The following is a 25937-nucleotide window of genomic DNA, read 5'->3' as shown; positions in this document are numbered from 1 at the left end:
CGGGAGCGTGTCGAACGTCGAGGTGCGCCGGGTCGGACAGCACGATTTCGTGGCCACGAACGACCGGGGCGCCTCGGTGCGCGTGGGCCGCGCGGGCGCGGAAGGCGCGTTCACGCCCGTCGAGCTGCTGCTGGCCGCCGCGGCGGGCTGCGCGATCGTGACGGCCGAAACCCTGGTCACGCGCCGGGTCGAGGGCCCGCTCACGGCCCGCGCCGACGACGTCCGACCGGCGGGCGCGCACGAGCTGGACGCCGTGCCGGTGACGCTGGAGTACGACGTGTCGCGGTTGGACGACGAGCAGCGCGCGGCGCTGGACGCGGCGGTGCGACGGGCGATCGAGCAGCTCTGCACGGTCACCCGGACCCTCAAGAAGGCCCCGCCGACGCCCCTGCACCTGCCCTGACTACTGGTTGACCCAGGTCCACACCGCCGCGGAGCCGCTGTGCCCGATGCGGATCGTCTGGACCGTCGCGGCGGTGCCAGCCGCGATGACCAGGACGGCCACCACCACCGAGATCCGCCGCCACGTCTTGGGCACGGAGGTGTCGTCCGCGGCGGCCGTGCGCTCGCGGTCCGCCAGCCGTCCCGCGACCAGCAGCGCCACCACCACGACGAAGAACCCGAGGGCGAAGGGCAGCAGGTCGTTGCCCAGCTCGGTGTGCGCCTGGATCAGCTGGTCCTGCGTGTTCGCCATCCGCGCCGCCAGCTGCTCGCCCGCCTTCTGCGCGGGGAACACCGCGCCGACGCCGAGCACGGTGAGCGCCAGCAGCGGCCACGCGTAGCGCTGCCGCCAGCGGGGCACCACGGCCAGCGCGGCGGCGGTCACGGCCGACAGCGGCAGCAGCACCACGACCGCGTGGACCAGCAGCGGGTGCGCCGGTAGACCGAGGATCGTCCATAGGTCGTCTGCGAGTGCCATGCCTCTCCCTACGCCAGTGGGACGGTCCCGGGTTCAGCGCCTTAGGGTAGTGCCGTGCTGAGGACCGATGGCAGGAACGACGACGTACTGCGCGACATCCGGATCACGCGGGGCTACCAGCAGTGGCCGGCCGGTTCGGTGCTGATCGAGTTCGGCAACACGCGGGTGCTGTGCGCGGCGAGCGTGACCGAGGGCGTGCCCCGGTGGCGGTCGGGCTCGGGTCTGGGGTGGGTGACGGCGGAGTACGCCATGCTCCCGTCCGCCACCCACAGCCGCAGCGACCGCGAGTCGGTGAAGGGCCGCATCGGCGGTCGCACCCACGAGATCTCCCGGCTGATCGGCCGGTCCCTGCGGGCGTGCATCGACCTGGCGGCGCTGGGCGAGAACACCATCGTCATCGACTGCGACGTCATCCAGGCCGACGGCGGCACCCGCACCGCCGCCATCACCGGCGCTTACGTGGCCCTGGCCGACGCCGTCACCTGGCTGGGCGCGGCGGGCCGCCTGGCCGACCCGCAGCCGCTGTCGTGCGCGGTGTCGGCGGTGTCGGTGGGCGTCGTGGACGGCAGGGTCCGGCTGGACCTGCCCTACGAGGAGGACTCGCGGGCGGAGGTCGACATGAACGTCGTCGCCACCGACGCGGGCACGCTGATCGAGGTCCAGGGCACCGGCGAGGGCGCGACCTTCGCCCGGTCCACTCTGGACAAGATGCTGGACCTGGCGTTGGCGGGCTGCGCCGAGCTGAACCGGTTGCAGTCCGAGGCCCTGGCCCAGCCCTACCCCGGCGTGCTGCCCGAGCCGAAGGGGAAGAAGAAGTGAAGCTCCTGCTCGCGTCCCGGAACGCGAAGAAGCTCGGCGAACTGCGCCGCATCCTGGCCTTCGAGGGCCTGGAGGGCATCGAGGTCGTCGGCCTGTCCGACGTGCCGGAGTTCCCCGAGGCGCCGGAAACCGAGCCGACCTTCGAGGGCAACGCCCTGCTCAAGGCCCGCGACGCCTTCAACGCCACCGGCCTGCCGTCGGTCGCCGACGACTCCGGCATCGCGATCGACGCGCTGAACGGCATGCCGGGTGTCTTGTCCGCCCGCTGGTCCGGCCGGCACGGCGACGACGTGGCGAACCTGGAGTTGGTGCTGGGACAGATGCGCGATGTCCCCGACGAGCGGCGGGGGGCGGCCTTCGTGTGCACGGCGGCCCTGGTCGGCCCGGACGGCTTGGAGACCGTGGTGCGCGGCGAGTGGCGGGGGACGATCACCCGCGAACCGCGCGGGACGAACGGCTTCGGCTACGACCCGATCTTCCTGCCCGAGGGCCACGACGTGACGTCGGCGGAGCTGACCCCGGAGGAGAAGGACAAGCTCTCCCACCGGGGCCGTGCGCTGCGGTTGCTGCTGCCGGAACTGCGCAAGCTCACCGCAACCAGCTGATCTTGACGCCGGGGCCGAGCTCGTCCAACCCGACGAACCGGCCCCGGCGCGAGATCTGCAGCGTGACCTCCATGTCCCGCACCGGCCGCACGTCGACCGGCTCGGTCAGGTCCCAGCTCGACAGGAAGAGCACGTCCAGCCGGGACATCGCGGCCACGGGGGCGAGGTTGGCGGTCACCTCGCCCACCAGCACCAGGCGCCGGAGGTTCGGCAGGTGCGCCGCGATCCCGTCCAGCACGGACGGCGAGGTGTGCCAGCCCAACCGCAACCAGCCCAGGGCGGGCAGCCGGTCGAGCACCGCGAGGGAGACCTCCGCCGGCCACCCGTTGAAGCTCAGCTCGGTGAGCTGTGACGTCGCCGTGAGCCGGTCCAGGTCCGCGTCCGGGGCCAGCACGTCGAGCGACAACGCCCACAGCGAGGGTGGCAGGTGGCGCAGGAAGGCCAGGTCGTGGGTGCCGGCGTTCTCGTACCAGTGCAGGCCCTCCAGCGCGGTCAGGCCGGTCAGGGCCTCCGGGTGCGTGAAGCCGTCGGCGTTCAGGACCGACACACGCCGCAGCAGGCGCTGCCGGGCCAGCGGACGCAGGTCCGCTGTGCCGCGCACGCGCACCCACAGGTCCTCGACCACCTCGGGCAGGCTGTCGAGGAAGCGGAGGTCGTCGAACGTGACGTCGCTCTGCTGCATCAGCAGTCCGATGGCCGCCAGGCGCTTCAGCCGGTGCAGGTGGGGCAGCAGCCTGGGGTTCTCCAGCCAGATCCCGCCGGCGGGGAGCGGCGCGTCGGCCAGCACCTCGTCGGCGTAGCGCTCGGGGTCGAAGTAGTTCCAGGCGCCCACCAGTTCGCGTTGCACCGAGGGTCGGGTGTCCTGCGCGTAGGCGGCGAGCCTCGGGATGGCCTCCGCCGTGCCGGTGAGAGCGACAGCGCGGACGGTCGCCGTCGCGCTGGCGTCGGACAGGCCCTCCAGGGTGTCCGGTAAGTAGCGGAGCACCCGGTGGCCGATGGACGACAGGGACCGAGTCTCCTTGGTGCTCCTCGGCGGTACCAGCTTCTCGCGGATCACCGTGTCGATGCGGCTGTGCACCTCGGCGTCCACGTCCGTCACCGTCTCCAGGCAGGCCGCCGCCAGCAGCCGCAAGTGGCGGGCGTGCCTCGGCTCGGCGTCGGCGCGGTCCAGGATCTGGGTCAACAGAGCCTTGGTCTGCGAGCGTTTGCCGTGGCCGCACGCCATGACGATGGTTTCGCGCCAGGTGTCCAGGTGGGCGTTGCCGGCCAAGGTCTCGATGTGTTCCTGTTCCGTGGCCTCGGACGCGGCCAGGTACTCCTGGAACGTGCGGTGCACGAAGTCCACCCGGCCGGGGACCGGTTCGCGCAGAACACCGCTGCGCTCGAGCAGGTGTTCGAGGATGGCCGGCGCCTCACCGTCCACAGTGGGCATCGAGGCGAGCTTGCGGGCCACGAAGTCCGCTGCCCTCTCGCGTGGGAACTCGCTGCGGTTCGCCGTGGTCAGGCGCCAGGCCAGGTCGCGCAGCAGCACGGTCTTCTCGGTGCCGGTGAGCATGCCGGCGATCTGGCGTTCGGCGTCCCGCAAGTCCAGCAGCATGGTCAGCGCCGCCTGGTACAGCTCCATCCGGCTCTGCGGCAGCTCGGACGTCCGCCCCAGGTTCAACGCGCACAGCATCGCGCACAGCAGCGGGCTGGCGGCCAGTGCGCGCAGGTGCGGGCGGTTGCCCAGCTGGCGCAACAACCTGCGCTCCGCCTCCGGCAGGTCCTCCGGCGCGCACGGCAGCGACTCGGCGTCCCGGGCGGCCTCGTGCCAGCGGCGCAGGAAGGTGCGGACGTCGTGCGGGTTGAGCTGGTCCAGCAGGACCGAGCCGAAACCCGCGTCGGCCAGCCACCGCTGGTCGGCGGCGGCCGGGCGGGACGTCACCACCACGCGCGCGGTCGGGAACGCGGTCACCAGGTCGCGCAGCCACTCCCGGACCAGGCGGCGGCGTCCGGCGGGCACCTCGTCCACGCCGTCCACCAGCACCAACGCCTTCCCCGACCGCAGCACGCGGTGCACCCACCCCGGCGGCATCAGGCCGACGAGCCAGCTCGCCGCGTGGTCCAGGAACTGCTCGGGGCGCGGCAGCGGCGAGTCCGCGTACCGGCGCAGCCGCACCACCAGCGGGACCAGGCCGTTCCACGGGGCCAGGCGGTCGGTGAAGGCCTCGCGCGCGGCGGTCACGGCCAGCCAGTCCAGCAGGGTCGTCTTGCCGGACCCGGCCTCGCCGCGCACCAGCGTCCGGTCGTTGCCGCCGATGGCGGCCTCGACGCGCAGCGACCCGCCGTGCCCGAGGTCCCCGCCGAACCAGCCGTCCAGGCCGTGCTCGGGTTTGCGCCGGTCGCCGCCGGTGACGCTCAGGCTCAGGTAGGCCACGCTCAACGCCAGCCGGGGCCGGTGGCGCATGGTGAGCCCGAGCAGTTCGAGCCGGTCGAGCGTGGCGGCCAGGTGGCGCAGGTACTCGTCGCGGAACTCGTCGTCGGTGTCGGTGCCGGTGGGCGCGTGCAAGCTGGTGCGCGGGAGCCGGGCCAGCACCTCGTCCAGCGCGGCGGCTTGCTGCGACGCGCGGGTCAGCACCTCGGCCAACGCACGCGGCTGGAACGCGGGCAGGTGCCGCACGACCTGCACGAGGTACCGGCACGCCTGGTCCAGCGCCACCCCGAACAGCCGCTCGGCACCCTCGGACAAACCGACCCCCGCCGGCACCCCACTCGGCGCCGCGACCCCGGCCCGGACCCGGCGGGCCAGTGTCTCCGGGTCGGCGTCGGCGGCGAGCAGGGCGTCGTCGGACAGGTCGAGCTCGGCCAGCACGTCGGTGACGGCGGCCAGCGCGGCGGCCACCTCGTGCTCGGGCAGGTCGCCGAACTTGGCCGCCAGCAACGGTTCCAGCTGGTCCCCGACCTGGTGGCCGATGCCCTCCACCAGGTGCTCCAGGCGGGCGCGGTGCCGGGTCGAGGACAGCTCCTCGGCGGCCAGCTGCGCCAGCGACGCGGTGCGCTCGTGGTTCTTGCGGCGGCGTTCGAGCCACGCCTTGGCGGCGCGCTGCGCCACCGCCTGCCCGATCTTCCCGGCCGCGGTCTCCAGTCCGGTGATGGCCCCTCCCCCGGTCCTCTCCCGGGGTCGAGGTTAGTGCCTCACTCGGCCGCGGCGATCGTCACGACGCCCACCCCCACGGCGATCAGGGCCATGCCCGCGAGCACGGCCGGCGAGATGGGGTCGGCGAACAGGACGCGACCGGCGACCGCGACCAGCGCGATACCACCACCCGCCCACACCGCGTAGGTGATCGCGACCGGCAACCCGAGCCGGATCACCTGGGACTCCAGGTAGAACGCGGCGGCGTAGCCGGTGACGAGGCCGAGGGTGGGGAGGGTCTTGGTGAAGCCGTCGGAGGCCTTCAGGCACAGCGTGGCGAAGACCTCGCAGCCGATGGCGAGGGTGAGCAGGATCCACTTCAACATGTCGGGTGTCCCGAGCGGTGGTTTCGGTTGTGGTGTGGGCGTGGTGGAACGCCCGCGTCAACCGCCGCGAGTGGGGAAGTGGACCCTGATGACGAACTTGGAACGGGGGGCGTCGGGTGCCGTCGCGCGACACACGGTTATCACCCTTACGAGAGGTTCTGAGCGGCCCTTGTGGCCAGTCCTCCCGTCCGAGTGTACGCCTGCCCGGGCCTACGCGGGCAGCTCGCGCAGCAGCTTGGCGACGTGGCCGGTGGCGCGGACGTTGTACATCGCCTTGGCGACCTTGCCCTCCGGGTCGACCAGGAAGGTCGAGCGGATGACGCCCATGACCGTCTTGCCGTAGTTCTGCTTCTCGCCGAACGCGCCCCACTCGGTGAGAACCTTGCGCTCGGGGTCGGACAGCAGCGGGAAGTTGACCCCTTCGGCGGCGGCGAACTTGGCGAGCTTCTCGGGCTTGTCCGGCGAGATCCCGACGACGTCGTACCCGGCGGCGGCGAGCTCCCCGATGTTGTCCCGGAAGTCGCAGGCCTGCTTGGTGCACCCGGGCGTGCCGGCGGCGGGGTAGAAGTAGACGACCACCGAACGGCCGAGGTAGTCGGAGAGCGAGACGGGCTTGCCCTCGCTGTCGGGCAGGGTGAACGCCGGGGCCTGGTCGCCGGGGGACAGGCGCTTCTGCTCGGTCATGCCCCCAGACGCTACAGGTCCCCTCCGACAGCAACGCTCCCGGCGAGCTTTCGCGCCAGCGCCGCTTTCGGCGCGCGAAGCGCGCTGTCTCCGGTGGTGACCACCACAGGTGGAGGGCCTCGGTTCCCCCGCCGTATGGCCTGCCCGAAGGGCTACCACAGATTTGTCGGGGTGCAGCCGAAAGTTTTTGCGAGGAACGAGCAAAAAGTTTTAGCGGCACCCCGACAAATCTGTGGTTGGCTCCGCCAGGCCATACGGCGGGGGAACCGACGCCCTTCACCCCCCGCTGGCGGCCTGCCGCGCGGCGAGCGCGCTTTTAATCTTTCAATCTTTTGATCTTGAGAGCGCGAAGCGCGTCGGTCAGGCCATGCCTTCGAAGGTGGCGTTGGGCTCTTGGTTGGCGCCGTTCGGCTCGATCACCAGTTGCAGTCGCACGGGCCCCTCGGGCACCGCGAACGCCAAGGTCAACTTGGTGTCCGCGCCCGGCGCCACCTCCGTCACCGCCGACGACAGGCCGTTGAGGCCCTGCACGGTGTCCAGGACTTCCGGCACGGGCTGGCCGCCGACCGTCGCGCGGACCGCCAACTGGCCCGTCCGGTACGCGGTCGAGGTCCCGTTCACCAGCGCCACCACGAAGACCACAGTGCGCGGGGACTTCGGGAACGAGGTGTCGCTGGGCTTCAGGGACTTGGGTGCGGAGACCGTGATGGAGAGGCCGTTGCCCCACACGCGTTGCGCGCCGAAGGCGGTGAACGTGGAGGCGGGGGGTGCCGGGTCCTGCTTCGCGCTCGCGGAGGTCGGCTCGGGGACGGCGTCGGCGAGCCCGGAAGGGTCTGCGCATCCCGCCAAGGCCCCCGCCAGGCACAGGCCGACGGCCAGTCTGGCGAATCTCACGAACCTCCCCTTCCCGCCCCGGCGGTGGGCTTGCAGCGACTCCCACCACCATGACGGGTGCGGCGGCGCTCGGGGACGGATGAGGGGGCTTGAGTCGGACCTGGTGCCTGCCTGTGGCCAAGCCGTGATGCCGTGCGGCCGCCCGCGTGGGCAGCGCCACATCTCGTGCGGCGCCACCCACGCGGACCGCGGCGGCGGTCGTGCTCCGGGCGCGTGGCCCGGGAGTTGAAGAGCGCGTCGGGGGGCGTGCGCGCTCACTGACATGATCGCCGCCCTGCGCCAGTCTGCTACACCTCGACTTCAGTCTTCACTCGTTCGGATGAACGTGAAAGCTCTGCGAGTTCTGCCAACAGCTCGTAGGACCGCACCCGGTCGGACTGCTCGGCGACCATCGTGGTGACCATCAGCTCGTCGGCCGCGGTGTCGTCCAGCAACTGCTCCAACTGCGCCCGCACCTGCTCCGGGTCGCCGATGACCTGCGTGGACAGCCGGTCCTCCACGACCAGCCGGTCCAGGTCGGTGTACGGGTAGGCGGCGGCCTCGGCGTTGGTCGCCAGCGGCTCGGGGCGGCCCGCGCGCAGCCGCAGGAACGCCAGCGCGCCGGGACCGGAGATGTACCGCGCGTGCTCCGCCGACTCGGCGACGATGACCGACGCGCACACCATCGCGTACGGCTCCGAAAGCACCTGCGACGGGCGGAACCGCTCCCGGTACAGGGCCAGCGCGGGCAGCGTGTTCTCGGCGCTGAAGTGGTGGGCGAACGCGAACGGCAGGCCGAGCAGCCCCGCGACCTGCGCGCTGTACCCGCTGGACCCGAGCAGCCACACGTGCGGCTTGTTGCCCTCGGCGGGCATCGCCTTGAGCTCCTCGGTGCCGTCGAAGTAGCCGATCAGCTCGCCGAGCTGCTGCGGGAAGTCGTCCACCGACAACGGCCCGCTGGTCCGCCGCAACGCCCGCGCGGTCCGCTGGTCCGTGCCCGGCGCCCGCCCGATGCCCAGGTCGATCCGGCCCGGGTGCAGGGCGCCGAGCGTGCCGAACTGCTCGGCCACCACCAGCGGCGGGTGGTTGGGCAGCATCACGCCGCCGGAGCCGACCCGCAGCGTGGTGGTGGCGTCGGCGACGTGACCGATGAGGATCGTGGGGGAGGAGCTGGCGATACCGGGCATGTTGTGGTGCTCGGCCAGCCAGAACCGGTGGTAGCCGAGGGCTTCGACGCGCTGCGCCAGCTCCCGCGTGTGGCGCAGCGCCGTGCGCGCGTCCGTCGCGGTGGTGACCGGGGCGAGGTCGAGCACGGACAGCGGGACGTCACGAAGTCGGCTCATACCGGTGCCAACACCGGCTCCCCCGAATGCCTTCCGACTGTGACCCAGGGCTCAGCCACGGCTGACTCGTCGGTCACACCGGGGAAGCCCTCCCCGCCGCGAAACGTTGATCAGGGCATGGACGTGGTAGTCATCGGTGCAGGTCAGGCCGGGTTGTCGGCCGCCTACTTCCTCCAGCGCGCGGGCCTGGACCACGTCGTCCTCGACGCCGACGCGGGCCCCGGCGGGGCGTGGCGGCACCGGTGGCCGACCCTGCGGATGGCGACCGTCCACGGTATCCACGACCTGCCCGGCATGCCCTTCGCCGAACCGGACCCGACCAAGCCCGCCAACGAGGTCCTGCCCGCCTACTTCGCGGACTTCGAGCGCCGCAATGGCATCGACGTGCACAGGCCGGTCAAGGTGGAGGCCGTCCGGGACCAAGGCGGCCTGCTCGAGGTCGAGACCGATCACGGCGTCTGGCTGACCCGAGCACTGGTCAACGCCACCGGCACCTGGACCCGCCCCTTCTGGCCCCACTACCCCGGCCAGGACACCTTCCAGGGTCGCCAACTGCACTCCTCCCAGTACCGCGGCCCCGAGGAGTTCGCGGGCAAGCACGTGATCGTCGTCGGCGGTGGCACGAGCGCGGTCCAGCAGCTGCTGGAGATCGCGGGAACGGCCACCACCACCTGGGTCACCCGCCGCGAGCCCGTGTTCCGCGACGAACCCTTCACCCCCGCAGTCGGCCGGGCCGCGGTCGCGTTGGTGGAGGAGCGGGTGCGGGCCGGGCTGCCGCCGCGCAGCGTGGTCAGCGTCACCGGGCTGAGCCTCACCCCGGCGGTCGAACAAGCCCTCGAGGACAAGACCCTCGACCGCAAACCGATGTTCGCCCGCATCACCGAGCACGGCGTGGTCTGGCCGGACGGTACCGAGCAGCGCGCCGACGTCATCCTGTGGGCCACCGGTTTCCGCGCCGCCCTCGACCACCTCGCCCCGCTCGGCCTGCGCGGACCCGGCGGCGGCATCGCGCTCGAGGGCACCCGGGTCGTCGGCGACCCCCGCGTCCACCTGGTCGGCTACGGCCCCTCCGCCAGCACGGTCGGCGCCACCCGCGCGGGCCGCGCCGCCGCCAAGGAGATCAAGGCGCTGCTCACGCGGGAGCTGGTCGCCTGAACACCCTCCGCGCCAGGACCTTCCGCGCCACCTCCGCCTGGTACCGCAGCACGTCCCACCGCCGCACCCCGCGCGTGGCCAGGTAGGACCACGCCGCCGGACCGTCGAAGAACCACGGGAACAGCGACGCCGGGTCGTTGAACCCCTCCCACACCCGCTCGCCGATCACCGGGTCGTGCGACGCCGCCAGCAGCACCGCCCGCTGGTACGACGTCAGCGGCGCGAGCATCCCGTCGCTGAACGCGTTGGCGTACCGGCCGGTCTCCCACCACTCGTCGAACCGCGCCCGCAGCCAGTCCGCCGTCCCGTCGTAGGAGTCCAGCCGCGCGGCGAAGAACCGGGCCATCCGGGTCGCGTTGTTGGCGCCCTGCCCGGCCAGCGGGTCGTTGAGCACCACCGCGTCGCCCAGCCCCAGCACGTGCCGCCCGGACGGCAGCACGGCCACCGGGTCGCGCACCACCGGCACCACGGCACCCTTGAGCCACGCGGACGTCGGTGCCGCCCGAGTCAGGAAACCGGACCGCGCGGGGAAGAACTCGCCCACCAGCGACCGCAGCACCGCCAGCCCGTCCGACGCCGAGGTCACGTCCCGGAACCGGTCCGCCGGACCACCCGGCACGGCCTCCACCACGATCGACCGCGACTCGCCGACGTCCTTGTCCCAGAACGGGACCCAGAACACCTCCACCACCCCGGGCACGAACGTGAACACGATGTCCCGGTGCTCGGGGAACGCGTCCAGGTCGTACCCGTGCACGTTGATCATGAACAGCTGCCGCTGCGCCGACGTGTGCGTGCTCCGGTCGTCGTCCCGCGCGAACAGGCCGGTGAAAGCCTTGTGCCCCACCGTCACCACGACCAGGTCGTGCGACGCGGTCAGCGAGTCCAGGTCCCCGGTCGTCACCGCCCCGGTCACCACGGCCACCCCGCGCCGGGCCAGTTCACCCAGCCCGCGCGAGAACTTCAGCCGCTGGTCGACCGCCAGCGCCGGCCCGCGCAGCGGCGCGTCCACCGAGAACAGCCTCGGCCCGGTCCGCTCGTGCAGGTCGAGGCGGATGCGGTGGGCGCGCGGTGCCTCCGGCCAGAAGTCCAGCCCCAGCTCGGCCTCGTAGGCGACCTGGTCGCCGAACAGGCACGCCGTGGGCCGGCCGGGCGTCTCCAGGTACTCCTCGGCGGACAGGTCCGAGCACAACGTGACCCGCCACCCGGCGCGCACCAGCGCCGCCGACAGCACGATCCCGGCTTGTCCGGCCCCGACGACCGCGATTGACCGCATCGGGTGATCCTTCCGAGCGCCCACGCGCGCTGCCAATCCGACGAACGGGTCGTCTGACCGCGACCTCGTGCTCCGGGGACGCGCGGCTAACCTCGGCTGCGTGCTCCGGGGACGCGCGGCTAACCTCGGCTGTGTGCTCCGGGGGTTGCGCGTCGTCGCCGGACTGCTGCTCGGGTTCGCGACCGGGATCGGCGGCCTGCTGGTGGTGGTGTTCGCGCGCCCCCTGGCCACCCGGTACGCGGACCTGGAGCGGTGGCGCATCCGGCGGTTCCTGGACGTCGACAGCGCCGTGCCCACCCGGTCGCAGGCGGTGAAGTACCTGGCCGTGCGCGCCCCGGTCGGGTTGTTCGGCGGGTTCGTGCTGGCGTGGCTGTTCTACGGCGTCGCGCTCGGCGTGATCGCCGGCTCGCGGATCGTGCGCAACGGCTTGGACGGCATCGAGTGGCACGACGACGTGGTCGCCACGCTGTGGACGGCGTTGATCGGCGGTGTCCTGCTCTACATCGAGGTCCAGGGCATCCGGGGCGTGGTGGCGCTGGAGGGCGGGGTCGCGCGCCGCTACCTCGGACCCAGCGAGGCCGAGCTGCTGCGCCGGCGCATCGAGGAGCTGTCGCTGAGCCGGGCGGGCATCGTGGCCGCGGTGGACGCCGAGCGCCGCCGCATCGAGCGCGACCTGCACGACGGCGTGCAGCAGCGGCTGGTGGCGCTGGGCATGCTGCTGGGCCGCGCGCGTCGGCACCCCGAGCACGCCGACGACCTGGTGCGCCAGGCCCACGACGAGTCCCAACGCGTGCTGGAGGACCTGCGGGAGGTGGCCTGGCGCGTGTACCCGGCGGCGCTGGACGCGCTGGGCCTGGCCGAAGCGCTGGAAGCGGTGGCGGACCGGTCGTCCATCCCGGTGACCATCCACTGTGGACGGTTCCGGGTCGGCTCGGAGGTGGAGACCGCGGCGTACTTCGTGGTGTCGGAGGCGGTGACGAACGCCGTCAAGCACTCGGGTGCGACCATGATCCGCGTGGACATCACCGACGACGAGGACGCCGTGCGCGTGCGGGTCGAGGACGACGGCCGCGGGGGAGCGGACCCGGCGGGCGGCGGTCTGGCGGGCCTGTCCCGGCGGGTGCGGGCCCTGGACGGGACGTTCGCCGTGCACAGCCCGGCCGGCGGCCCGACCGTGATCACCGCGGAGGTCCCGTGCGGGTGATCCTGGCCGAGGACTCGACGCTGCTGCGCGAGGGCCTGGCCCGGCTGCTGGCGGAGGAGGGCCACGAGGTCGTGGCGTCCGTGGGCGACGGGGACGCGCTGGTCAAGGCCGCCGCCGCGCACCGGCCCGACGTGGTGGTGACCGACGTGCGGATGCCGCCGACGCACACCGACGAGGGCCTGAAGGCCGCGCTGGAGATCCGGCGGACGCTGCCCGGCGTGGCCGTGCTGGTGCTGTCGCAGTACGTGGAGCAGCGCTACGCCGCCGACCTGCTCGGAGAGCACGCCGGCGGCGTCGGGTACCTGCTCAAGGACCGCGTGATGCAGGTCGAGGAGTTCCTGGACGCCCTGCGCCGGGTCGGGCAGGGCGGCGCGGCGTTCGACCCGGAGGTGGTGCGGCGGCTGCTCGCGCGCACCGAGCACCCGCTGGACGTGCTCACCGAGCGGGAGCGGGACGTGCTGGCGCACATGGCCGAGGGGCACACGAACAACGCCATCGCGGCGAAGCTGCACGTCTCGCGCAGCGCCGTGGAGAAGCACGTGAACTCGATCTTCGACAAGCTGCGGCTGTCCGGGGAGGACGGGTACAGCCGGCGCGTGCTGGCGATCCTGCGCTACCTGCGGTCCTGAGCCTTGTTCGTGAGGCGCGACACCACGAACCACGCGAGGGCGACGACGACCAGGCCCGCCACGACCTTGGAGGCCAGCCCGATGTACTCCTCCACCAGGTGCCAGTTCTCGCCCAGCGCGTAGCCGGCGAGGATCAGCCCGGTGTTCCAGATCGCGCTGCCCGCGGTGGTGAAGACGAGGAACGTGGGCAGCGGCATGCGTTCCACGCCGGCGGGGACGGAGATCAGGCTGCGGAAGATCGGGATCATGCGGCCGAAGAACACCGTGGCGCGGCCGTGGCGCTGGAACCACTCCTCGGTCTTGTCCACGTCGGAGACCTTGACCAGCGGCATCTTCGCGGCGATCCGCCGGACGCGGTCGCGGCCCAGCAGCGCGCCCACGTAGTAGAGCACCAGCGCGCCCACGACCGAGCCGGCCGTGGTCCACAGGATCGCGGCGAGCAGGTTCATCTCGCCCTTGCTCGCGGTGAAACCGGCCAGCGGCAGGAACAGTTCGCTGGGCAGCGGCGGGAACAGGTTCTCCAGCGCGATCGCGAGTCCCGCGCCGGGCTCGCCGAACGTCTCCATCAGGTCGGTGATCCAGGTGGCATCCATGATCTTGACGTTACGAACGCGCAGGGGCGTGGTGCCATGAAGCGGACCGCACACCGGGGTGTGGAAAACCTCAGTTCCGCTCGGTCTTCCTCAGTTCTCCGCGTGCGCGGCCAAGCCCTTGGCGTACTGGGTGATCACGAGCTGGAGGACCCGTCGGTACAACCACCCGGTGCCGGGCACCTTGGGGTGGAACGACGAGTGCCAGCGGATGCGCGTGCCCTCCCCCTCCGGCTCCAGGTCGATGAAGGCCCGGTAGTCGCGGATGGCCAGGCCGGACAGCAAGACGTAACCGACCCTGCGGTTCGGCGTGAGTTCGACCACCTCCTCGCGGGTGGGGTTCCTCCGACCGCGGTTGTGAAACACCCGCACCTCGCCGACGCCGTGCGCGTCACCCGGCTTCTCGCGCTCGTAGCGCAGGACCGGCGACCAGGTGGGCCAGGTGGAGCTGTCGGCGGCGAACCGGTACACCCGCGCGGGGTCGGCGGCGCTGTGCACGGTCACGTCCACTGTCTGAACCATGTGGTACATGTACCATGTGGTACATGACTGAACAAGAGGCCAAGTCCAAGCTGCTCGCGCGGGTCGTCGACCACCTCGCGCACCACGGACTGGGTGACCTCAGTCTGCGCCAGATCGCCGCCGCTGTGAACACCAGCCACCGGATGCTGATCTACCACTTCGGTTCCAAGGAGGGGCTGCTGGTGGAGATCGTGCGGGCGGTGGAGGCCAACCAGCGCGCCCTCCTGTCCACCCTCCAGGCCTCCGACCAGGCCGAACTGGCCCGCCGGTTCTGGCGCGCCCTGACCGACCCGGCCCTGCGCGCGCACGAACGCCTGTTCTTCGAGCTCTACGGCCAGGCCGTCCAAGGCCGCCGCGGCACGACCGCCCTGCTCGAGGGGATCGTGGAGTCGTGGCTCGAGCCGATCACCGAGATGGAGATCCAGCGCGGCCACGCGCCGGAGCAGGCCCGGATCCGGGCGAGACTCGGCTTGGCCGTGGCGCGCGGGTTGTTGCTCGACCTGGTGGCGACCGATGACGTCGACGGCGTGACGGCGGCGATGGACCTGTTCATCGACTTCATGGCCTCGTGATCGCCGCCGCCCCCGGGACGCCGGCTAGGATCGGTCCGGTGACGCGCGTTCCGGTGATCGTCGTCGCGGGGTTCCTCGGCGCCGGCAAGACGACCCTGCTCAACCACCTGCTCAACGGTGCGCGCGGTACCCGGATCGGGGTCGTGGTCAACGACTTCGGGGACATCGGCATCGACGCGATGAGCGTCGCGGGGCAGGTCGACTCGACCGTGTCGTTGAGCGGTGGGTGCCTGTGTTGCGCCGTCGACGCGAGCGGGCTCGAGGAGATGTTGGCCAAGCTCGACTCGCGGGTGGACGTGATCGTCATCGAGGCGAGCGGGCTGGCCGAGCCGCAGGCCATGGTGCGGATGGTGTTGGCGACCGGGAACCCCCGGCTGTCCTACGGCGGGCTGGTGCTGCTCGTCGACGCCGCCGAGTTCCCGCACGACCTGGAGCGGCACCTGCGGGTCGCGGATCTGGTGGTGCTCAACAAGGTCGACCGCGTCGGTGACGTGCAAGCGCTCCTGGACCGGATCGACCGGCTGAAGCCGGGCGTGCCCGTTGCGGCGGTGTCGCACGGGCGGGTCGACCCGGCGCTGCTGTTCGAGCCGAAGCCGCGCGAAACGCACGGGCAGTTGTCGTTCGAGGACCTGCTGGACGAGGACCACGCCCACGTCCACTACGACAGCGTCGAGTTCACCGCCGAGGCGATGAACCCGACGCGGCTGATGGCGTTCCTGGACGAGCGGCCGGCGGGTCTGTACCGCGTGAAGGGCTTCGTGCGGTTCGACGTCCCGGGGCACCGCCAGCGCTTCACCCTGCACACCGTGGGCGCGTTCCTGCGCTTCCAGCGGGACCAGTGGGGCGACGTCCCCCGCCGCACCCAACTGGTCCTGATCGGCACCGGCCTGGACCGGGAAGCGGTCCTCAAGGCGTTGGAGGACTGCGTGGAGCCCGACCCGGCTTCGGTGGACCCGCGGTCCATGCTGGAGGTGTTGCGCTACCTGGACCAGTGAGGGTCGCGGCCGGTCAGGCCGAGGACGCGGTGCAGGGTGGGCGCGGTCTCCGGGACCTCGACCTCCGGCCCGTAGATGCCCATGTCCCGGCCGTCCTGCGCGTACTTCGCGGTCTCGGCGTGCAGGTAGTCCAGCAGGTCGTCGTCCCACACCGGGTCCTGCCCGGTCGCCTGGGCCAGGTCCCAGCCGTGGATGACGAACTCGCCCACCACCATCCCGCCGACCGTCGCGGCGGGCAGTTCCACCGGCCCGCCCATGTGCGTCATGCCGTCCCACGCGCCGGGCCGGCTCCACGCCTCCACGGTCCGTTCGACGTGCTCCTGCAACGCGGTCGGCCAGTCCTCGACCGGTGCCACGTCGGTTTCGGCGGCGGCCGGCGGCGGCACGACCTCCTTGCGCCCCGCGCCCACCAGTGACGGTCCCCAGAACAACAGGTGGTGCGCCAACCCCTTCACGTCGTAGTCCGGGCAGGGCGTCGCGGCACCCCACTGCCCGGCCTCGACCGACTCCACGATCTTCGAGAACACACCCGCCGCGCGGGCCAACATCCGAGCGTCCGACATGGACACAGCCAACCCGACGCGGTGCCTGGCCGTATTGGAAAAACGCGACATCGGAAGAACGCGACATCGGAAAGACGCGACATACACTCGGGCCGTGGCGAGGGACGTGCGGGAGCTGGGCAGCGCCTGGCAACGCTTCCAGCGCCACGCCTTCCCGACCCCGTCCCCGGACCTGGCCGGCCACGTGGCCCGCTATTGGCTGGTGTCGTGGGACTACGCCGAGCCCTACCGGCAGTTGGTCGTGCCCTACCCGAACGTGCACCTGACCTTCCGCGACGGACGAGCGGAAGTGCACGGCGTGTCCAGCGGCCACCAGGTGAAGGTGCTGGAAGGGCGCGGGCACGTCGTGGGAGCGGCCTTCCACCCCGGTGCCTTCCGGCCCTTCCTGGGCAGGCCGGTCTCGACGATCACCGACCGCACGATCGACGCCTCCGAGGTCTTCGGTCCGGAACTGCCGCCGGACCCGGGCGTCGAGGAGGTGGAAGAGCTGCTGCGCGCACACCTCCCGGAGCGGGACGCGGGGAGTGAGGAGGCGGTGGCGGTGGTCCGGCGGATCGCGGCCGAGCCGGGGATCACGCGGGTGGACGGCCTGGCGGCGGAGGCGGGCACGAGCGTCCGGCAGCTGCAACGCCTGTTCGCCGAGCACGTGGGCGTCGGCCCGAAGTGGGTGATCCGCCGGTACCGCCTGCACGAGGTGACCGAACGCCTGGCGGCGGGGGCCGCCATCGACTGGGCGGAGTTGGCGGCGGACCTGGGCTACGTCGACCAGGCCCACTTCATCCGGGACTTCCGCGCGATGTTCGGCGAGACCCCGACCCACCACGCCGCCCGGTACTAGCGGGTGGTCCGGGCCCGGAGCTGGATCCGCTGCCCGTGCCGGCCGAACACGCTGAGCACCTCGACCGGACCCGTGCCCGTGCTGCCGAACCAGTGCGGGGTGCGGCAGTCGAACTCGGCGGCCTCGCCGGGGCCGAGCACGACGTCCAGCGAACCCAGGACGACCCGGAGCCGGCCGTGCAGCACGTACAGCCACTCGTGGCCGGGGTGGGTGCGCGTGCGCGGCTCGCTGTCCGCGGCCGGGATGGTCATCTTGAACGCGCGGGGTTCGGTGTGGTGGCGGGTCAGGGGGACCAGGACGCGGCCGTCGTCCTTGGTGGTGGGCGGTGGCGGGTCGACGATCCGCGGGGCCGAGACGATGTCGTCCAGGCGGAGGTCCAGGGCGGCGGTGATGGGGAGCAGGAGCTCCAGGCTCGGTCGGCGTTGCCCGGACTCCAGGCGGGACAGGGTGCTGGTGGAGATGCCGGTGGCGCGGCGCAGGTCGGCCAGGCTCACGCCCTTGCGCTCCCGGGCCTGGCGCAGGCGGGGCGCTACCTGGTCGATCGCGGCGGCGATGGTGGGCTGGTCCTGCATGGTCACCAGCTCACCAGGTCGTCCCGGATTCGGCAAAGAAAGTTGCCGGAACGGCATGGCGTTGGGCGAAGTGGAGGCGTGGAAACCGTCGAAACGCCCCGGCGCGCACTGCCGACCGGCGTGTACCTGCTCTCCTTCAGCCTGTTCGCGATGGGCAGTGCCGAGTTCCTGATGGCCGGCGTGCTGCCGTTGGTCGCCGTGGACCTTGGTGTGCCGTTGTCCGCCGCCGGTGCGCTCATCACCGCGTTCGCGCTCGGCGTGGTCCTCGGTGGACCGCCGTTCGCGGTGCTGAGCCTGCACTGGCCCCGGCGGACGGCGTTGGTGACGACCCAGGTGGTCTTCGCCGTCGCGGTCGCGGTGGGGCTGGTCGGCGACTACCCGGTCCTGCTGGTGACGCGGTTCGTCGCCGGGCTGGCCTACGCGGGGTTCTTCGCGGTCGCCGCCGTGACCGCGATCGGCCTGGTGACGCCGGACCGCACCGCGCGGGCGTCCGGCGCGGTGGTCAGCGGGCTCAGCGTGGCGATGGTGGCGGGCGGACCCGCGGGCACGGTGCTCAGCCACGTCACGGCGTGGACGGGCGGCTTCTGGGGCGTGGTCGCGCTGACCGCCGCCGGCGCGGTGGCCTGCGCGGTGGGGCTGCCCGCCATGCGGTCCGGGGTGCGGCCGAGCGTGGCGCGGGAACTCGTCGTCATGCGGCGGCCCCGGCTGTGGAACGTCTTCGCGATGACCATGCTGAGCACCGCCGCGTACATGATCTCGGTCAACTACCTGGCCGCGATCCTCGCCGAGGTGACCCGGCTGCCGGAGGTGTGGGTGCCGGCGGTGCTCGCGCTGTTCGGTGTCGGGGCGTTCGCGGGGCTGGCGGTCGGCGGGCGGATCTCCGACCGGAGGCCACACCGGGCGCTGGTCGCGGGTGGGGCGGGGATCGCGGTGCTGTCCGTGGTGCTGGCGGTGTTCGCGGACCGGGCGGTGGTCGTCGTGCCGGTCGCATTCCTGCTCGGGATCACGGCCTTCGTGCTCAACCCCGCCCTGTACGGACGGGTCTTCGCCCTCGCCGCCGACGCGCCGACCCTCGCCGGGGCCACCACGGTGTCGGCGTTCCAGCTGGGGATCAGCCTGACCCCGGTCCTCGCCGCGGCGGCCCTCACCTCCGGAGCCCCGGTCACCGCTGTGTCCTGGATCGGCGCCGGCCTCGCCGTGCTCACCCTGCCGCTGATCGCCCTGGACCGGCGCCGGTCAGCGCGATCCGACGCGGGCTGAACCAAGTCCCGAGTCCGTCCCCCATCGCGCCCACGGTAGGCAAGATCGCCCCGGAAGTGGTGGAGGTCCGGTGAAGGCGGGCGGTGACCCCGTCACCGCCCGCTCGACGCCGGTGGGGCCGGAGAGACTCGAACTCTCACTGGCACGGACCTAAACCGTGTGCCTCTGCCAATTGGGCTACGACCCCGTGGTCGCAAGCCTATCGGCCGGGCGAAGCAGGCCGATGCCGAGGGACACCACACCCGCGGCCAGGCTCAGCCCGCCCAGGTAGAGCAGGACGATCAGGCCGTTGGCCTTGGTGGCGCCCTCGCCCATCGCGGAGAAGAAGAAGCCCGACGGCATGAAGATCGCCGCCACCGGCACGCCCAGGCGGGTCACCCAGCCCAGCGCGCCGCGCACGCCGGCGACGTCGGCGTACAGCAGGCACACCAGGCTCAGCACCAGCAGGACACCCGCGTGCGCGTGCCCGGCGCGGAAGAAGGACTGCTGGAACTCGGTCAGCTCCACCTCGCCCTGGACGACGGTGGTCATGAACCGGCCGCCGAACTCGACGCCGACGAGGCTCAGCAGCAGGACGCCCGCCAGACGGCGGGAGGCGAGGGACAACGGGATGGCGGACACGGCACTCCTCCAACTGAACGGAAACACCGTTATAAAACCATCCGCGACGACACCGGTCAACGCCGTTCCCACGGCTCAACTACGGTTACGGGCGCAGACCGCTGCTAGGAGGAGATGTGGCTCGCGACCCCGACACCATCCAGCGCGAGATCGAGCAGGCTCGCGACGCGCTGGCCGCGACCCTGGACGAGCTGGGCACGAGGGCCCACCCCCAGCGCTTCGTCGAGGCCGGCAAGGACAGCGTGCGCGCCAAGCTCGACGAACCCAAGATCCGGTACTCGCTGATCGCGGTGGCCGTGCTGCTCGGGTTCGCCTTGCTGCGCAAGCTGTTCCGCTGAAGAGGGCGGTTACTGCCCCTCGGCGACGAGGGGCAGTAGCACCTGCTCGGTCATCCGGTCCACGAAGGCCGAGTCCAACGGGTCGCCGGTCAGCATCAGGCGGTAGATCAGCGCCGCGCCGGCCAGCTCCACGGCCATCCCGCGCGGCGCGTCCGCGCGCAGTTCGCCGCGCTCGTCGGCGCGGTCCAGGATGCGGCGCAGCACGTCGCGCTGGGCGATCAGGAACGTCTCCCGGAACGCCGCCGCCAGTTCCGGTTCGTGCGGCAGCTCGCCCACCAGCGCCTGCGCCGCCTTGCCCACCGGCCCGGACAGGAACGCCGCGAACGAGGCCAGGAACTCCCGCAGGTCGCCGCGCAGCGACCCCGAGTCCGGCTCGGCGAGGTTCTGCGCCGCCAGGTGCGTGCACGTGTCGATGACCAGGTCCAGCTTGGACTCCCACCGCCGGTAGATGGTCGCCTTGCCGGCGCGGGCGCGCGCGGCGACGGCGTCCATGGTCAACGCCCGGTAGCCGACCTCCGCCATCACCTCCAGCGCGGCCCGGCGCAACGCGTCGTCGCGGCTCGCGTCCCGGGGTCTGCCCCGTTGCGGAGATCTCGCCGTCCCGCTGTACACCGGAGTGGCCATCGTCTGCTCCCGTCGCCTTTGGCCGGACATCCTAGGCGGGATCAAGCCGCTCTCAGGGGTCGATCGACTGGTCGTGAGGGGTGCTCGCGTCGCGCCGCAGCGGCAGTCCGTGCCGGGTGTGCAGGTACACCACGGAGAACGCGTACGCGTCGCCGTCGAGCATGTGCACCACGGCCCGGTCCTCGTTGCCGCCGGAGATCTCGTCCACCAGCTGGTCGGCCTGGACGCGGGCGGCGATCAGCCCGGGCGCGACGGCGTCGAGCACCTTCTCGGCGGTGCGCACGGTCACCGCCCAGCCGTCGCCGTGACGCCGGTAGTTCGCGGTGATGGGGAGCGTGGGCATGGGCTCGACCTCCGTCCTTCCCGCCCAGTTGACCCGCAATCCGGCGCGATCATGCGGTCATTCCCCTTAACGAGTGACTGCCCGGGCGCCCCTGAGCCGCGGTGTCGAAGCCCTGCCCGCGCTGACGTCTTCCTCAACCCGCAGTGATGAGGTGACGTCACTCGGTGAGGTGAAGAATGGCTTCGCCGAGTGACGGGTAACACACTGGCGTCCACTCCGATACCCCGGATGGATTAAGTCCCTGCTCCAGGAGGACGCCATGTCCCGAAGATTGCTGATAGCCGCCACAGCCGCCGTCGGTCTCTTCTTCGCCCCCGTAGCGGCCACCGCCGACCCGGGCAACGGCAACGGCACCGACCCCGGCTTCACCCCGCCCGGACAATCCCAGGAGCACGGCCAGGCCGGCGAGCACTGCCAAGGCCAGCCGGCTCAGGGCCAAGCGGCGCAGGGTCAACCGCCCCAGGAGGACACCAACGCGCCGCAACCGCCGTCCAACGCGGACTTCACCGACCACGGCGCCAACACGCACGGCCCGTACGACTCCACCCGCGACGGCTCGCCGTCCCAGAACGGCAACGGTGACGGGCAGCAGGTCGGCCAGCCGTGCGCCGGCTGCGTGGGCAACGCCGACAACAAGAACCCCCCTGGCCAGCTGCCGGGCGGTTCGGACGGCAACGCGGGCTACGAGTGCGACCGCAACGCGGGCGTGGGCCGCAGCAACCCGGCGCACACGGGCTGCACGGAGACCAACCCGCCGACCACGACGACGACCGCGCCGACCACGACCAGCACGGTCCCGACGACGACCGACACGTCCACCTCGACCTCCACGTCGACGTCGACCTCGGGCACGTCCACCAGCACGTCGTCGTCCACCCAGACCCCGGGCGCCGGCGCGCAGGGCAACCCGCGCAACCCGGTTGCCGCGGTCCTCGACCAGGCACTGGCCTTCACCGGCGCGAACACGTCCTGGCTGGTCCTGCTGGGCCTGCTGAGCGTGGGCGCGGGCGGCCTGGCCCTCCTCGTCACCCGGCGCCGCCGGGCCTGACCCCACGAGCCACACCCCCACGACCCGGTGGGACCGGCTGCCACCCCTCCGGCCGGCTCCCACCGGGTCCCCGCACTGGCCGCGGTATTCGACCTGACGCGGGCCGAGGTCGCTTGCAAGGATGGCGGCACCCACCCTGCGACGACACGAGGAGGCCCAGTGCGGGCGACGACGATCCACGGACCCCAGGACATCCGCGTCGAGCAGGTGCCGGACGCCGCCGTCCAGGACCCCGGCGACGCCGTGGTCCAGGTCGAGCTGGCGTGCATCTGCGGCAGCGACCTGTGGGCCTACCGCGGTGTCTCGAAGCGCGCCCCGGGCCAGCGGATCGGGCACGAGTTCGTCGGCCGGGTGGTCGACGTCGGCCCCGACGTCGCGTCCCTCCGGCCGGGTGACCGCGTGATCGCGCCCTTCGTCTGGAGCGACGGGACCTGCGCTTACTGCGTCCAGGGCCTGCCGACGTCGTGCCGCTCGGGCGGTTTCTGGGGTTCCGGCACGTCCGACGGCGGCCAGGGCGAGGCGGTGCGCGTCCCGTTCGCCGACGGCACGCTCGTGCGAGTGCCCGAAGAGGCCGACGACGCCCTGTTGCCCGCCCTGCTCGCCCTGTCGGACGTGATGGGCACCGGGCACCACGCGGCGGTGTCGGCCGGTGCCGCGCCCGGAGCCACGGTCGCCGTGGTCGGGGACGGCGCGGTCGGGTTGTGCGGGGTGCTGGCGGCCCGGCGGCTGGGTGCCGAGCGGATCATCTCGCTGGGCCGGCACGAGGACCGCGGGAAGGTGGCCAGGCTGTTCGGCGCCACCGACCAGGTCACCGAACGCGGTGAGGAAGCGGTCGAGAAGGTGCGCGAGCTGACCGGTGGGCTGGGTGCCCCGGCCGTGCTGGAGTGCGTGGGCACGGAGCAGTCCTGGGCGACGGCCATCGGCCTGGTCCGCGACGGCGGGCGCATCGGTTACGTCGGCGTCCCGCACCAGGCCCCGAACCTGCCCACGGGCAAGCTGTTCGGCCGCAACATCGGCATCGCGGGCGGCCTCGCGCCGGTGCGGACGTACCTGCCCGAACTGCTGGCCGACGTCCTGGCCGGCCGCCTCGACCCGTCCCCGGTGTTCGACCGCACGGTCCCGTTGGACGAGGTCGCCGACGGCTACCGCGCCATGGACGACCGCAGCGCCCTCAAGGTCGTCGTCACCCCTTGAGGCGGTTCGCCACACCCCGCCACACGACCTCCATGACGTAGGTGGTCGCGAGCGCAGGCCCCACCTCGGGCCTGCGCTCGCACCACAGCGCCAGCCGCTCGGTCGACCCGACCACGATCTCCGCGAACGCCTCGGCCTCGACCACGTCGATGTCGGTGTCGAAGCTGCCGATGACCGCCGCGATCAGGTCGGTCTGCTGCCGCCGGATGCCTTCGATCTCCTCCACCGCCGAGGGCACGGTCACCGCCGCCTCCTGCCGCAGCAGCGCCCACGCCTGCTTGTGCTCCCCGATGAACTCGAAGAACGCCAGCAGCCCGAGCCGCAGGATCTCCTCCGGCGAGGACGCGCCCGCGATCGCCTGCTGCGTGCGGTCCAGCAGTTCGGTGCGCGCCCGGTGGATGCACCCGATGAGCAGGCCTTCCTTGGAGCCGAAGTACTCGTAGAGCATCGGCTTGGACACGCCCACCCGCTCCGCGATCTCGTCCATGGACGCCGCGAGGTAGCCGCGTTCGGCGAACACCTGCTCGGCGATGTCGAGCATCTGCGCCTTGCGCTGCGCCTTGGGCATCCGCTTGCGCCGCGGCTCCTCGGTGGTGGTCACGAACTCGAGACTACCGGAGGTAACTTACTTCGAGTAACCTACTCGGCAGTATGTAGCCGGACGAGGAGGTCGGGATGCACCGAGAGGTCAAGGTCCTGGTCGTCGGCACGGGCTTTTCCGGCCTGGGCATGGCGATCGAGCTGAAGCGGACCGGCGAGCGCGACTTCGTCGTGCTCGAGAAGGCGAGCGACCTGGGCGGGACCTGGCGCGACAACTCCTACCCCGGCTGCGCCTGCGACGTCCCGTCCCACATGTACTCGTACTCCTTCGAGCTCAACCCGAAGTGGTCGCGCATGTTCGCCCGCCAGCCGGAGATCTGGGACTACCTCAAGCGCGTGGCCGACAAGTACGGGCTGCGGGAACACATCCGCTTCAACACCAAGGTCGCCGGAGCCCGGTGGGACGAGGACGCCAAGGTCTGGCACGTCTCCACCGAACAGGGCGACACCTACACCGCCAAGGCCGTCGTCGCCGGCGTCGGCGCACTGCACATCCCGAACGTCCCGGCGCTGCCCGGCATCGAGAACTTCAAGGGCAAGGCGTTCCACTCGGCCGAGTGGGACCACGAGTACGACCTGCGTGGTCGGAAGGTCGCCGTGGTCGGCACGGGTGCGTCGGCCATCCAGTTCGTGCCCCGGATCGCCGACGAGGTCGAACACCTGACGATCTTCCAGCGCACGCCGCCGTGGATCATGCCCAAGATGGACCGGTCGATCCGGTCGTGGGAGCAGCGCCTGTTCCGGGCCGTGCCCGGTGCCCAGCGGCTGTACCGGAACTTCGTGTACTGGACGCGGGAGTCCAGCGCCCTGGGCTTCGCCGTGAACCCGAAGATCATGGAGTTCGCGCAGAACATCGCCAAGCGCCACATGCGCTCCCAGGTGCCGGACCCGGAGCTGCGGGCCAAGCTCAAGCCCGACTACACCATGGGCTGCAAGCGCGTCCTGATCTCCAACGACTACTACCCGGCCCTGACCAAGCCGAACGTCGACCTGACCACGGACGGCATCGCCGAGGTGCGCGAGCACAGCATCGTGGACCGGTCGGGCGTCGAGCACGAGGTCGACACGATCATCTACGGCACCGGGTTCCACGTGGTCGACAGCTTCGACTACCTGGACATCCAGGGGAAGGGCGGCGTCGACCTGGCCAAGAAGTGGCGGGAGAAGGGCATCGAGACGTACTACGGGATCACCGTCTCGGGCTTCCCGAACCTGTTCTTCCTGCTCGGGCCGAACACCGGCCTGGGGCACAACTCGGTGGTGTTCATGATCGAGTCCCAGATCCGTTATGTGCGCCAGTGCCTGGAGTTGCTGGACCGACACCGGGCGGACGAGTTGGACGTGCGCCCGGACGTGCAGGCCCGGTTCAACCGGCAGTTGCAGAAGAAGCTGACCAAGGGCGTGTGGACCGAGGGCGGCTGCAAGAGCTGGTACTTGGACGCGCAGGGGATCAACCGGACGGTGTGGCCCGGGTTCACTTGGCGGTACTGGATGCGGACCAAGACCGTCCGAGCCGAGGATTACACGCTGACCCGGGCTCGACGGGACCGCGTGGAGGTCTGACCCGCCCAACCGGGTAGGACCGCCCGTCATTTGCCGCACCACGCACGACAGGGCTTTTCGCGCGAAGCGCGGCTTTTGTGTGCGTGGTGACCACCACAGGTGGAGGGCCTCGGTTCCCCCGCCGTATGGCCTGCCCGAAGGGCTACCACAGATTTGCCGGGGTGCAGCCGAAAGTTTTTGCGAGGAACGAGCAAAAAGTTTTAGCGGCACCCCGGCAAATCTGTGGTTGGCTCCGCCAGGCCATACGGCGGGGGAACCGACGCCCTTCACCCCCCGCTGGCGGCCTGCCGCGCGGCGAGCGCCGCTTTTCATCTTTCGAGCGCGAAGCGCTCCCAAGAGCGCGAAGCGCGTTCGGCTTGAGAGCGAAGCGTTCCGGTTCAAAGATTAAAAGAGCCTCGCCGGCGGGCAGGCCGCCAAGGATGACACAAAAGCAAAAGAACGAGCGGGGCTTTTTGTGTCATCCCCGTATGGCCTGGTGGAACCTACCACAGATTTCCCGGGTGCCGCTAAAATTTTTTGCTCGTTCCTCACAAAAAATTTCGGCTGCACCCGGGAAATCTGTGGTAGCCCTTCGGGCAGGCCATACGGGGATGACACAAAAAGCCCAAGCCGGGGAGTGCCGCGCGGCAGCCAACCGAAAAGCACGCGCGGCGGGGGTGGGGGAGGAGTGGGTGGCGCGGCGGCGG

29 protein-coding genes and 1 tRNA gene are annotated in these 25937 nt (G+C 71.6%); 14 read left to right on the top strand and 16 right to left on the bottom strand.

Annotated elements, in window-relative coordinates; all coding sequences use genetic code 11:
• Positions 1–7: 7 nt before the first annotated feature.
• Positions 8–403, top strand: coding sequence for an OsmC family protein (locus DFJ66_RS17830; protein ID WP_170199497.1), 396 nt, complete (start codon positions 8–10; stop codon positions 401–403).
• Here the strand turns inward: DFJ66_RS17830 and DFJ66_RS17825 are convergent, their stop codons facing one another.
• Positions 404–919, bottom strand: a complete 516-nt coding sequence (locus tag DFJ66_RS17825; protein ID WP_121222521.1) for a DUF2231 domain-containing protein — start codon at positions 917–919, stop codon at positions 404–406.
• 54 nt (positions 920–973) lie between these two features.
• Here DFJ66_RS17825 and rph point away from each other — a divergent pair, with 54 nt between their 5' ends.
• Together rph and rdgB are read left to right on the top strand one after the other, a co-directional pair.
• Positions 974–1738 carry a ribonuclease PH gene (gene rph / locus DFJ66_RS17820; RefSeq protein ID WP_121222520.1) on the top strand — a complete coding sequence of 255 codons (765 nt, stop codon included), beginning with the start codon at positions 974–976 and terminating at the stop codon, positions 1736–1738.
• A complete protein-coding gene (rdgB, locus tag DFJ66_RS17815) occupies positions 1735–2343 on the top strand; it encodes an RdgB/HAM1 family non-canonical purine NTP pyrophosphatase (RefSeq protein WP_121222519.1) in 609 nt (202 codons plus the stop codon). The genes rph and rdgB overlap by 4 nt, the downstream gene beginning before the upstream one ends.
• On the opposite strand, the gene DFJ66_RS17810 is transcribed toward rdgB, so the two are convergent.
• From DFJ66_RS17810 to DFJ66_RS17790, 5 genes are all read right to left on the bottom strand, one after another.
• Positions 2327–5446: an NACHT domain-containing protein gene (locus tag DFJ66_RS17810; protein WP_425471114.1), complete on the bottom strand. Its 3120-nt coding sequence runs from the start codon at positions 5444–5446 to the stop codon at positions 2327–2329. The genes rdgB and DFJ66_RS17810 overlap by 17 nt on opposite strands.
• 71 nt (positions 5447–5517) lie before the next feature.
• Positions 5518–5844, bottom strand: coding sequence for a DMT family transporter (locus tag DFJ66_RS17805; RefSeq protein ID WP_121222517.1), 327 nt, complete (start codon positions 5842–5844; stop codon positions 5518–5520).
• A gap of 210 nt (positions 5845–6054) precedes the next feature.
• On the bottom strand, positions 6055–6528 hold the full coding sequence (gene bcp, locus DFJ66_RS17800; protein ID WP_121222516.1) for a thioredoxin-dependent thiol peroxidase: 474 nt from the start codon (positions 6526–6528) through the stop codon (positions 6055–6057).
• 360 nt (positions 6529–6888) lie between these two features.
• Positions 6889–7422, bottom strand: coding sequence for a hypothetical protein (locus DFJ66_RS17795; RefSeq protein ID WP_121222515.1), 534 nt, complete (start codon positions 7420–7422; stop codon positions 6889–6891).
• A gap of 287 nt (positions 7423–7709) precedes the next feature.
• Positions 7710–8744: an LLM class flavin-dependent oxidoreductase gene (locus DFJ66_RS17790; RefSeq protein ID WP_121222514.1), complete on the bottom strand. Its 1035-nt coding sequence runs from the start codon at positions 8742–8744 to the stop codon at positions 7710–7712.
• Between the two features lie 117 nt (positions 8745–8861).
• Here DFJ66_RS17790 and DFJ66_RS17785 point away from each other — a divergent pair, with 117 nt between their 5' ends.
• A complete protein-coding gene (locus DFJ66_RS17785; protein WP_121222513.1) occupies positions 8862–9899 on the top strand; it encodes an FAD-dependent oxidoreductase in 1038 nt (345 codons plus the stop codon).
• Here the strand turns inward: DFJ66_RS17785 and DFJ66_RS17780 are convergent.
• Positions 9877–11175: a styrene monooxygenase/indole monooxygenase family protein gene (locus DFJ66_RS17780; protein WP_121222512.1), complete on the bottom strand. Its 1299-nt coding sequence runs from the start codon at positions 11173–11175 to the stop codon at positions 9877–9879. The genes DFJ66_RS17785 and DFJ66_RS17780 overlap by 23 nt on opposite strands.
• Positions 11176–11308: 133 nt before the next feature.
• Between DFJ66_RS17780 and DFJ66_RS17775 the strand changes: the two genes are divergently transcribed.
• Complete coding sequence (locus tag DFJ66_RS17775) at positions 11309–12379, top strand: sensor histidine kinase (protein ID WP_121222511.1); 1071 nt, start codon at positions 11309–11311, stop codon at positions 12377–12379.
• On the top strand, positions 12370–13008 hold the full coding sequence (locus tag DFJ66_RS17770) for a response regulator transcription factor (protein WP_121222510.1): 639 nt from the start codon (positions 12370–12372) through the stop codon (positions 13006–13008). Before DFJ66_RS17775 ends, DFJ66_RS17770 begins: the two co-directional genes overlap by 10 nt.
• On the opposite strand, the gene DFJ66_RS17765 is transcribed toward DFJ66_RS17770, so the two are convergent.
• A complete protein-coding gene (locus DFJ66_RS17765) occupies positions 12993–13601 on the bottom strand; it encodes a DedA family protein (protein WP_121222509.1) in 609 nt (202 codons plus the stop codon). The two genes, DFJ66_RS17770 and DFJ66_RS17765, sit on opposite strands and share 16 nt — an antisense overlap.
• A gap of 90 nt (positions 13602–13691) precedes the next feature.
• Positions 13692–14129 carry an SRPBCC family protein gene (locus DFJ66_RS17760; RefSeq protein ID WP_211351211.1) on the bottom strand — a complete coding sequence of 146 codons (438 nt, stop codon included), beginning with the start codon at positions 14127–14129 and terminating at the stop codon, positions 13692–13694.
• A gap of 14 nt (positions 14130–14143) precedes the next feature.
• Here DFJ66_RS17760 and DFJ66_RS17755 point away from each other — a divergent pair, with 14 nt between their 5' ends.
• Complete coding sequence (locus DFJ66_RS17755; RefSeq protein ID WP_121231337.1) at positions 14144–14692, top strand: TetR/AcrR family transcriptional regulator; 549 nt, start codon at positions 14144–14146, stop codon at positions 14690–14692.
• Positions 14693–14730: 38 nt separating this feature from the next.
• Entirely contained in the window at positions 14731–15687 is a 957-nt protein-coding gene (locus tag DFJ66_RS17750) for a CobW family GTP-binding protein (RefSeq protein WP_121222508.1), read from the top strand.
• Here the strand turns inward: DFJ66_RS17750 and DFJ66_RS17745 are convergent.
• Positions 15672–16250, bottom strand: a complete 579-nt coding sequence (locus DFJ66_RS17745; protein ID WP_121231335.1) for a TIGR03086 family metal-binding protein — start codon at positions 16248–16250, stop codon at positions 15672–15674. The two genes, DFJ66_RS17750 and DFJ66_RS17745, sit on opposite strands and share 16 nt — an antisense overlap.
• A gap of 94 nt (positions 16251–16344) precedes the next feature.
• Between DFJ66_RS17745 and DFJ66_RS17740 the strand changes: the two genes are divergently transcribed.
• Entirely contained in the window at positions 16345–17088 is a 744-nt protein-coding gene (locus DFJ66_RS17740) for an AraC family transcriptional regulator (protein ID WP_246029802.1), read from the top strand.
• Here DFJ66_RS17740 and DFJ66_RS17735 read toward each other — a convergent pair.
• Complete coding sequence (locus DFJ66_RS17735; RefSeq protein WP_121231331.1) at positions 17085–17660, bottom strand: helix-turn-helix domain-containing protein; 576 nt, start codon at positions 17658–17660, stop codon at positions 17085–17087. The two genes, DFJ66_RS17740 and DFJ66_RS17735, sit on opposite strands and share 4 nt — an antisense overlap.
• A 78-nt stretch (positions 17661–17738) precedes the next feature.
• On the opposite strand from DFJ66_RS17735, the gene DFJ66_RS17730 reads away from it, so the two are divergent.
• Positions 17739–18920 carry an MFS transporter gene (locus tag DFJ66_RS17730; protein WP_246029801.1) on the top strand — a complete coding sequence of 394 codons (1182 nt, stop codon included), beginning with the start codon at positions 17739–17741 and terminating at the stop codon, positions 18918–18920.
• A gap of 113 nt (positions 18921–19033) precedes the next feature.
• Here DFJ66_RS17730 and DFJ66_RS17725 read toward each other — a convergent pair.
• Both DFJ66_RS17725 and DFJ66_RS17720 read right to left on the bottom strand, forming a co-directional pair.
• Positions 19034–19107: transfer RNA gene (locus DFJ66_RS17725), tRNA-Leu, on the bottom strand.
• Positions 19098–19541, bottom strand: a complete 444-nt coding sequence (locus DFJ66_RS17720; RefSeq protein WP_121222507.1) for a hypothetical protein — start codon at positions 19539–19541, stop codon at positions 19098–19100. Before DFJ66_RS17720 ends, DFJ66_RS17725 begins: the two co-directional genes overlap by 10 nt.
• Before the next feature lie 116 nt (positions 19542–19657).
• On the opposite strand from DFJ66_RS17720, the gene DFJ66_RS17715 reads away from it, so the two are divergent.
• Positions 19658–19879, top strand: a complete 222-nt coding sequence (locus DFJ66_RS17715) for a DUF3618 domain-containing protein (protein WP_121222506.1) — start codon at positions 19658–19660, stop codon at positions 19877–19879.
• A gap of 9 nt (positions 19880–19888) precedes the next feature.
• Here DFJ66_RS17715 and DFJ66_RS17710 read toward each other — a convergent pair whose 3' ends face one another.
• Positions 19889–20503 carry a TetR/AcrR family transcriptional regulator gene (locus DFJ66_RS17710; protein ID WP_121222505.1) on the bottom strand — a complete coding sequence of 205 codons (615 nt, stop codon included), beginning with the start codon at positions 20501–20503 and terminating at the stop codon, positions 19889–19891.
• A 52-nt stretch (positions 20504–20555) separates the two neighbouring features.
• Positions 20556–20846 (bottom strand): hypothetical protein, encoded by a 291-nt coding sequence (locus tag DFJ66_RS17705; protein WP_121222504.1) that lies wholly within the window; start codon positions 20844–20846, stop codon positions 20556–20558.
• A gap of 259 nt (positions 20847–21105) precedes the next feature.
• Between DFJ66_RS17705 and DFJ66_RS17700 the strand changes: the two genes are divergently transcribed.
• On the top strand, positions 21106–21894 hold the full coding sequence (locus DFJ66_RS17700; protein ID WP_147459294.1) for an LPXTG cell wall anchor domain-containing protein: 789 nt from the start codon (positions 21106–21108) through the stop codon (positions 21892–21894).
• A gap of 159 nt (positions 21895–22053) precedes the next feature.
• Entirely contained in the window at positions 22054–23088 is a 1035-nt protein-coding gene (locus tag DFJ66_RS17695) for a zinc-dependent alcohol dehydrogenase family protein (protein WP_121222502.1), read from the top strand.
• Here the strand turns inward: DFJ66_RS17695 and DFJ66_RS17690 are convergent.
• Entirely contained in the window at positions 23078–23656 is a 579-nt protein-coding gene (locus DFJ66_RS17690) for a TetR/AcrR family transcriptional regulator (RefSeq protein ID WP_121231327.1), read from the bottom strand. The two genes, DFJ66_RS17695 and DFJ66_RS17690, sit on opposite strands and share 11 nt — an antisense overlap.
• Before the next feature lie 107 nt (positions 23657–23763).
• Between DFJ66_RS17690 and DFJ66_RS17685 the strand changes: the two genes are divergently transcribed.
• Positions 23764–25251, top strand: a complete 1488-nt coding sequence (locus tag DFJ66_RS17685; RefSeq protein WP_121222501.1) for a flavin-containing monooxygenase — start codon at positions 23764–23766, stop codon at positions 25249–25251.
• The last annotated feature ends 686 nt before the right edge of the window (positions 25252–25937 follow it).

This window comes from Saccharothrix variisporea, from assembly GCF_003634995.1.
Classification (GTDB): domain Bacteria; phylum Actinomycetota; class Actinomycetes; order Mycobacteriales; family Pseudonocardiaceae; genus Actinosynnema; species Actinosynnema variisporeum.
Note: the sequence above shows the minus strand (reverse complement) of the source record. Positions and strands in the feature narration are given on the sequence as shown.

Coding starts and splice junctions, on each gene's coding strand:
- DFJ66_RS17825 (WP_121222521.1), bottom strand. CDS start 919: ATGGCACTCGCAGACGACCTATGGACGATCCTCGGTCTACCGGCGCAC.
- DFJ66_RS17805 (WP_121222517.1), bottom strand. CDS start 5,844: ATGTTGAAGTGGATCCTGCTCACCCTCGCCATCGGCTGCGAGGTCTTC.
- bcp (WP_121222516.1), bottom strand. CDS start 6,528: ATGACCGAGCAGAAGCGCCTGTCCCCCGGCGACCAGGCCCCGGCGTTC.
- DFJ66_RS17790 (WP_121222514.1), bottom strand. CDS start 8,744: ATGAGCCGACTTCGTGACGTCCCGCTGTCCGTGCTCGACCTCGCCCCG.
- DFJ66_RS17785 (WP_121222513.1), top strand. CDS start 8,862: ATGGACGTGGTAGTCATCGGTGCAGGTCAGGCCGGGTTGTCGGCCGCC.
- DFJ66_RS17780 (WP_121222512.1), bottom strand. CDS start 11,175: ATGCGGTCAATCGCGGTCGTCGGGGCCGGACAAGCCGGGATCGTGCTG.
- DFJ66_RS17765 (WP_121222509.1), bottom strand. CDS start 13,601: ATGGATGCCACCTGGATCACCGACCTGATGGAGACGTTCGGCGAGCCC.
- DFJ66_RS17760 (WP_211351211.1), bottom strand. CDS start 14,129: ATGTACCACATGGTTCAGACAGTGGACGTGACCGTGCACAGCGCCGCC.
- DFJ66_RS17755 (WP_121231337.1), top strand. CDS start 14,144: ATGACTGAACAAGAGGCCAAGTCCAAGCTGCTCGCGCGGGTCGTCGAC.
- DFJ66_RS17745 (WP_121231335.1), bottom strand. CDS start 16,250: ATGTCGGACGCTCGGATGTTGGCCCGCGCGGCGGGTGTGTTCTCGAAG.
- DFJ66_RS17735 (WP_121231331.1), bottom strand. CDS start 17,660: ATGCAGGACCAGCCCACCATCGCCGCCGCGATCGACCAGGTAGCGCCC.
- DFJ66_RS17710 (WP_121222505.1), bottom strand. CDS start 20,503: ATGGCCACTCCGGTGTACAGCGGGACGGCGAGATCTCCGCAACGGGGC.
- DFJ66_RS17705 (WP_121222504.1), bottom strand. CDS start 20,846: ATGCCCACGCTCCCCATCACCGCGAACTACCGGCGTCACGGCGACGGC.
- DFJ66_RS17700 (WP_147459294.1), top strand. CDS start 21,106: ATGTCCCGAAGATTGCTGATAGCCGCCACAGCCGCCGTCGGTCTCTTC.
- DFJ66_RS17690 (WP_121231327.1), bottom strand. CDS start 23,656: ATGCCCAAGGCGCAGCGCAAGGCGCAGATGCTCGACATCGCCGAGCAG.
- DFJ66_RS17685 (WP_121222501.1), top strand. CDS start 23,764: ATGCACCGAGAGGTCAAGGTCCTGGTCGTCGGCACGGGCTTTTCCGGC.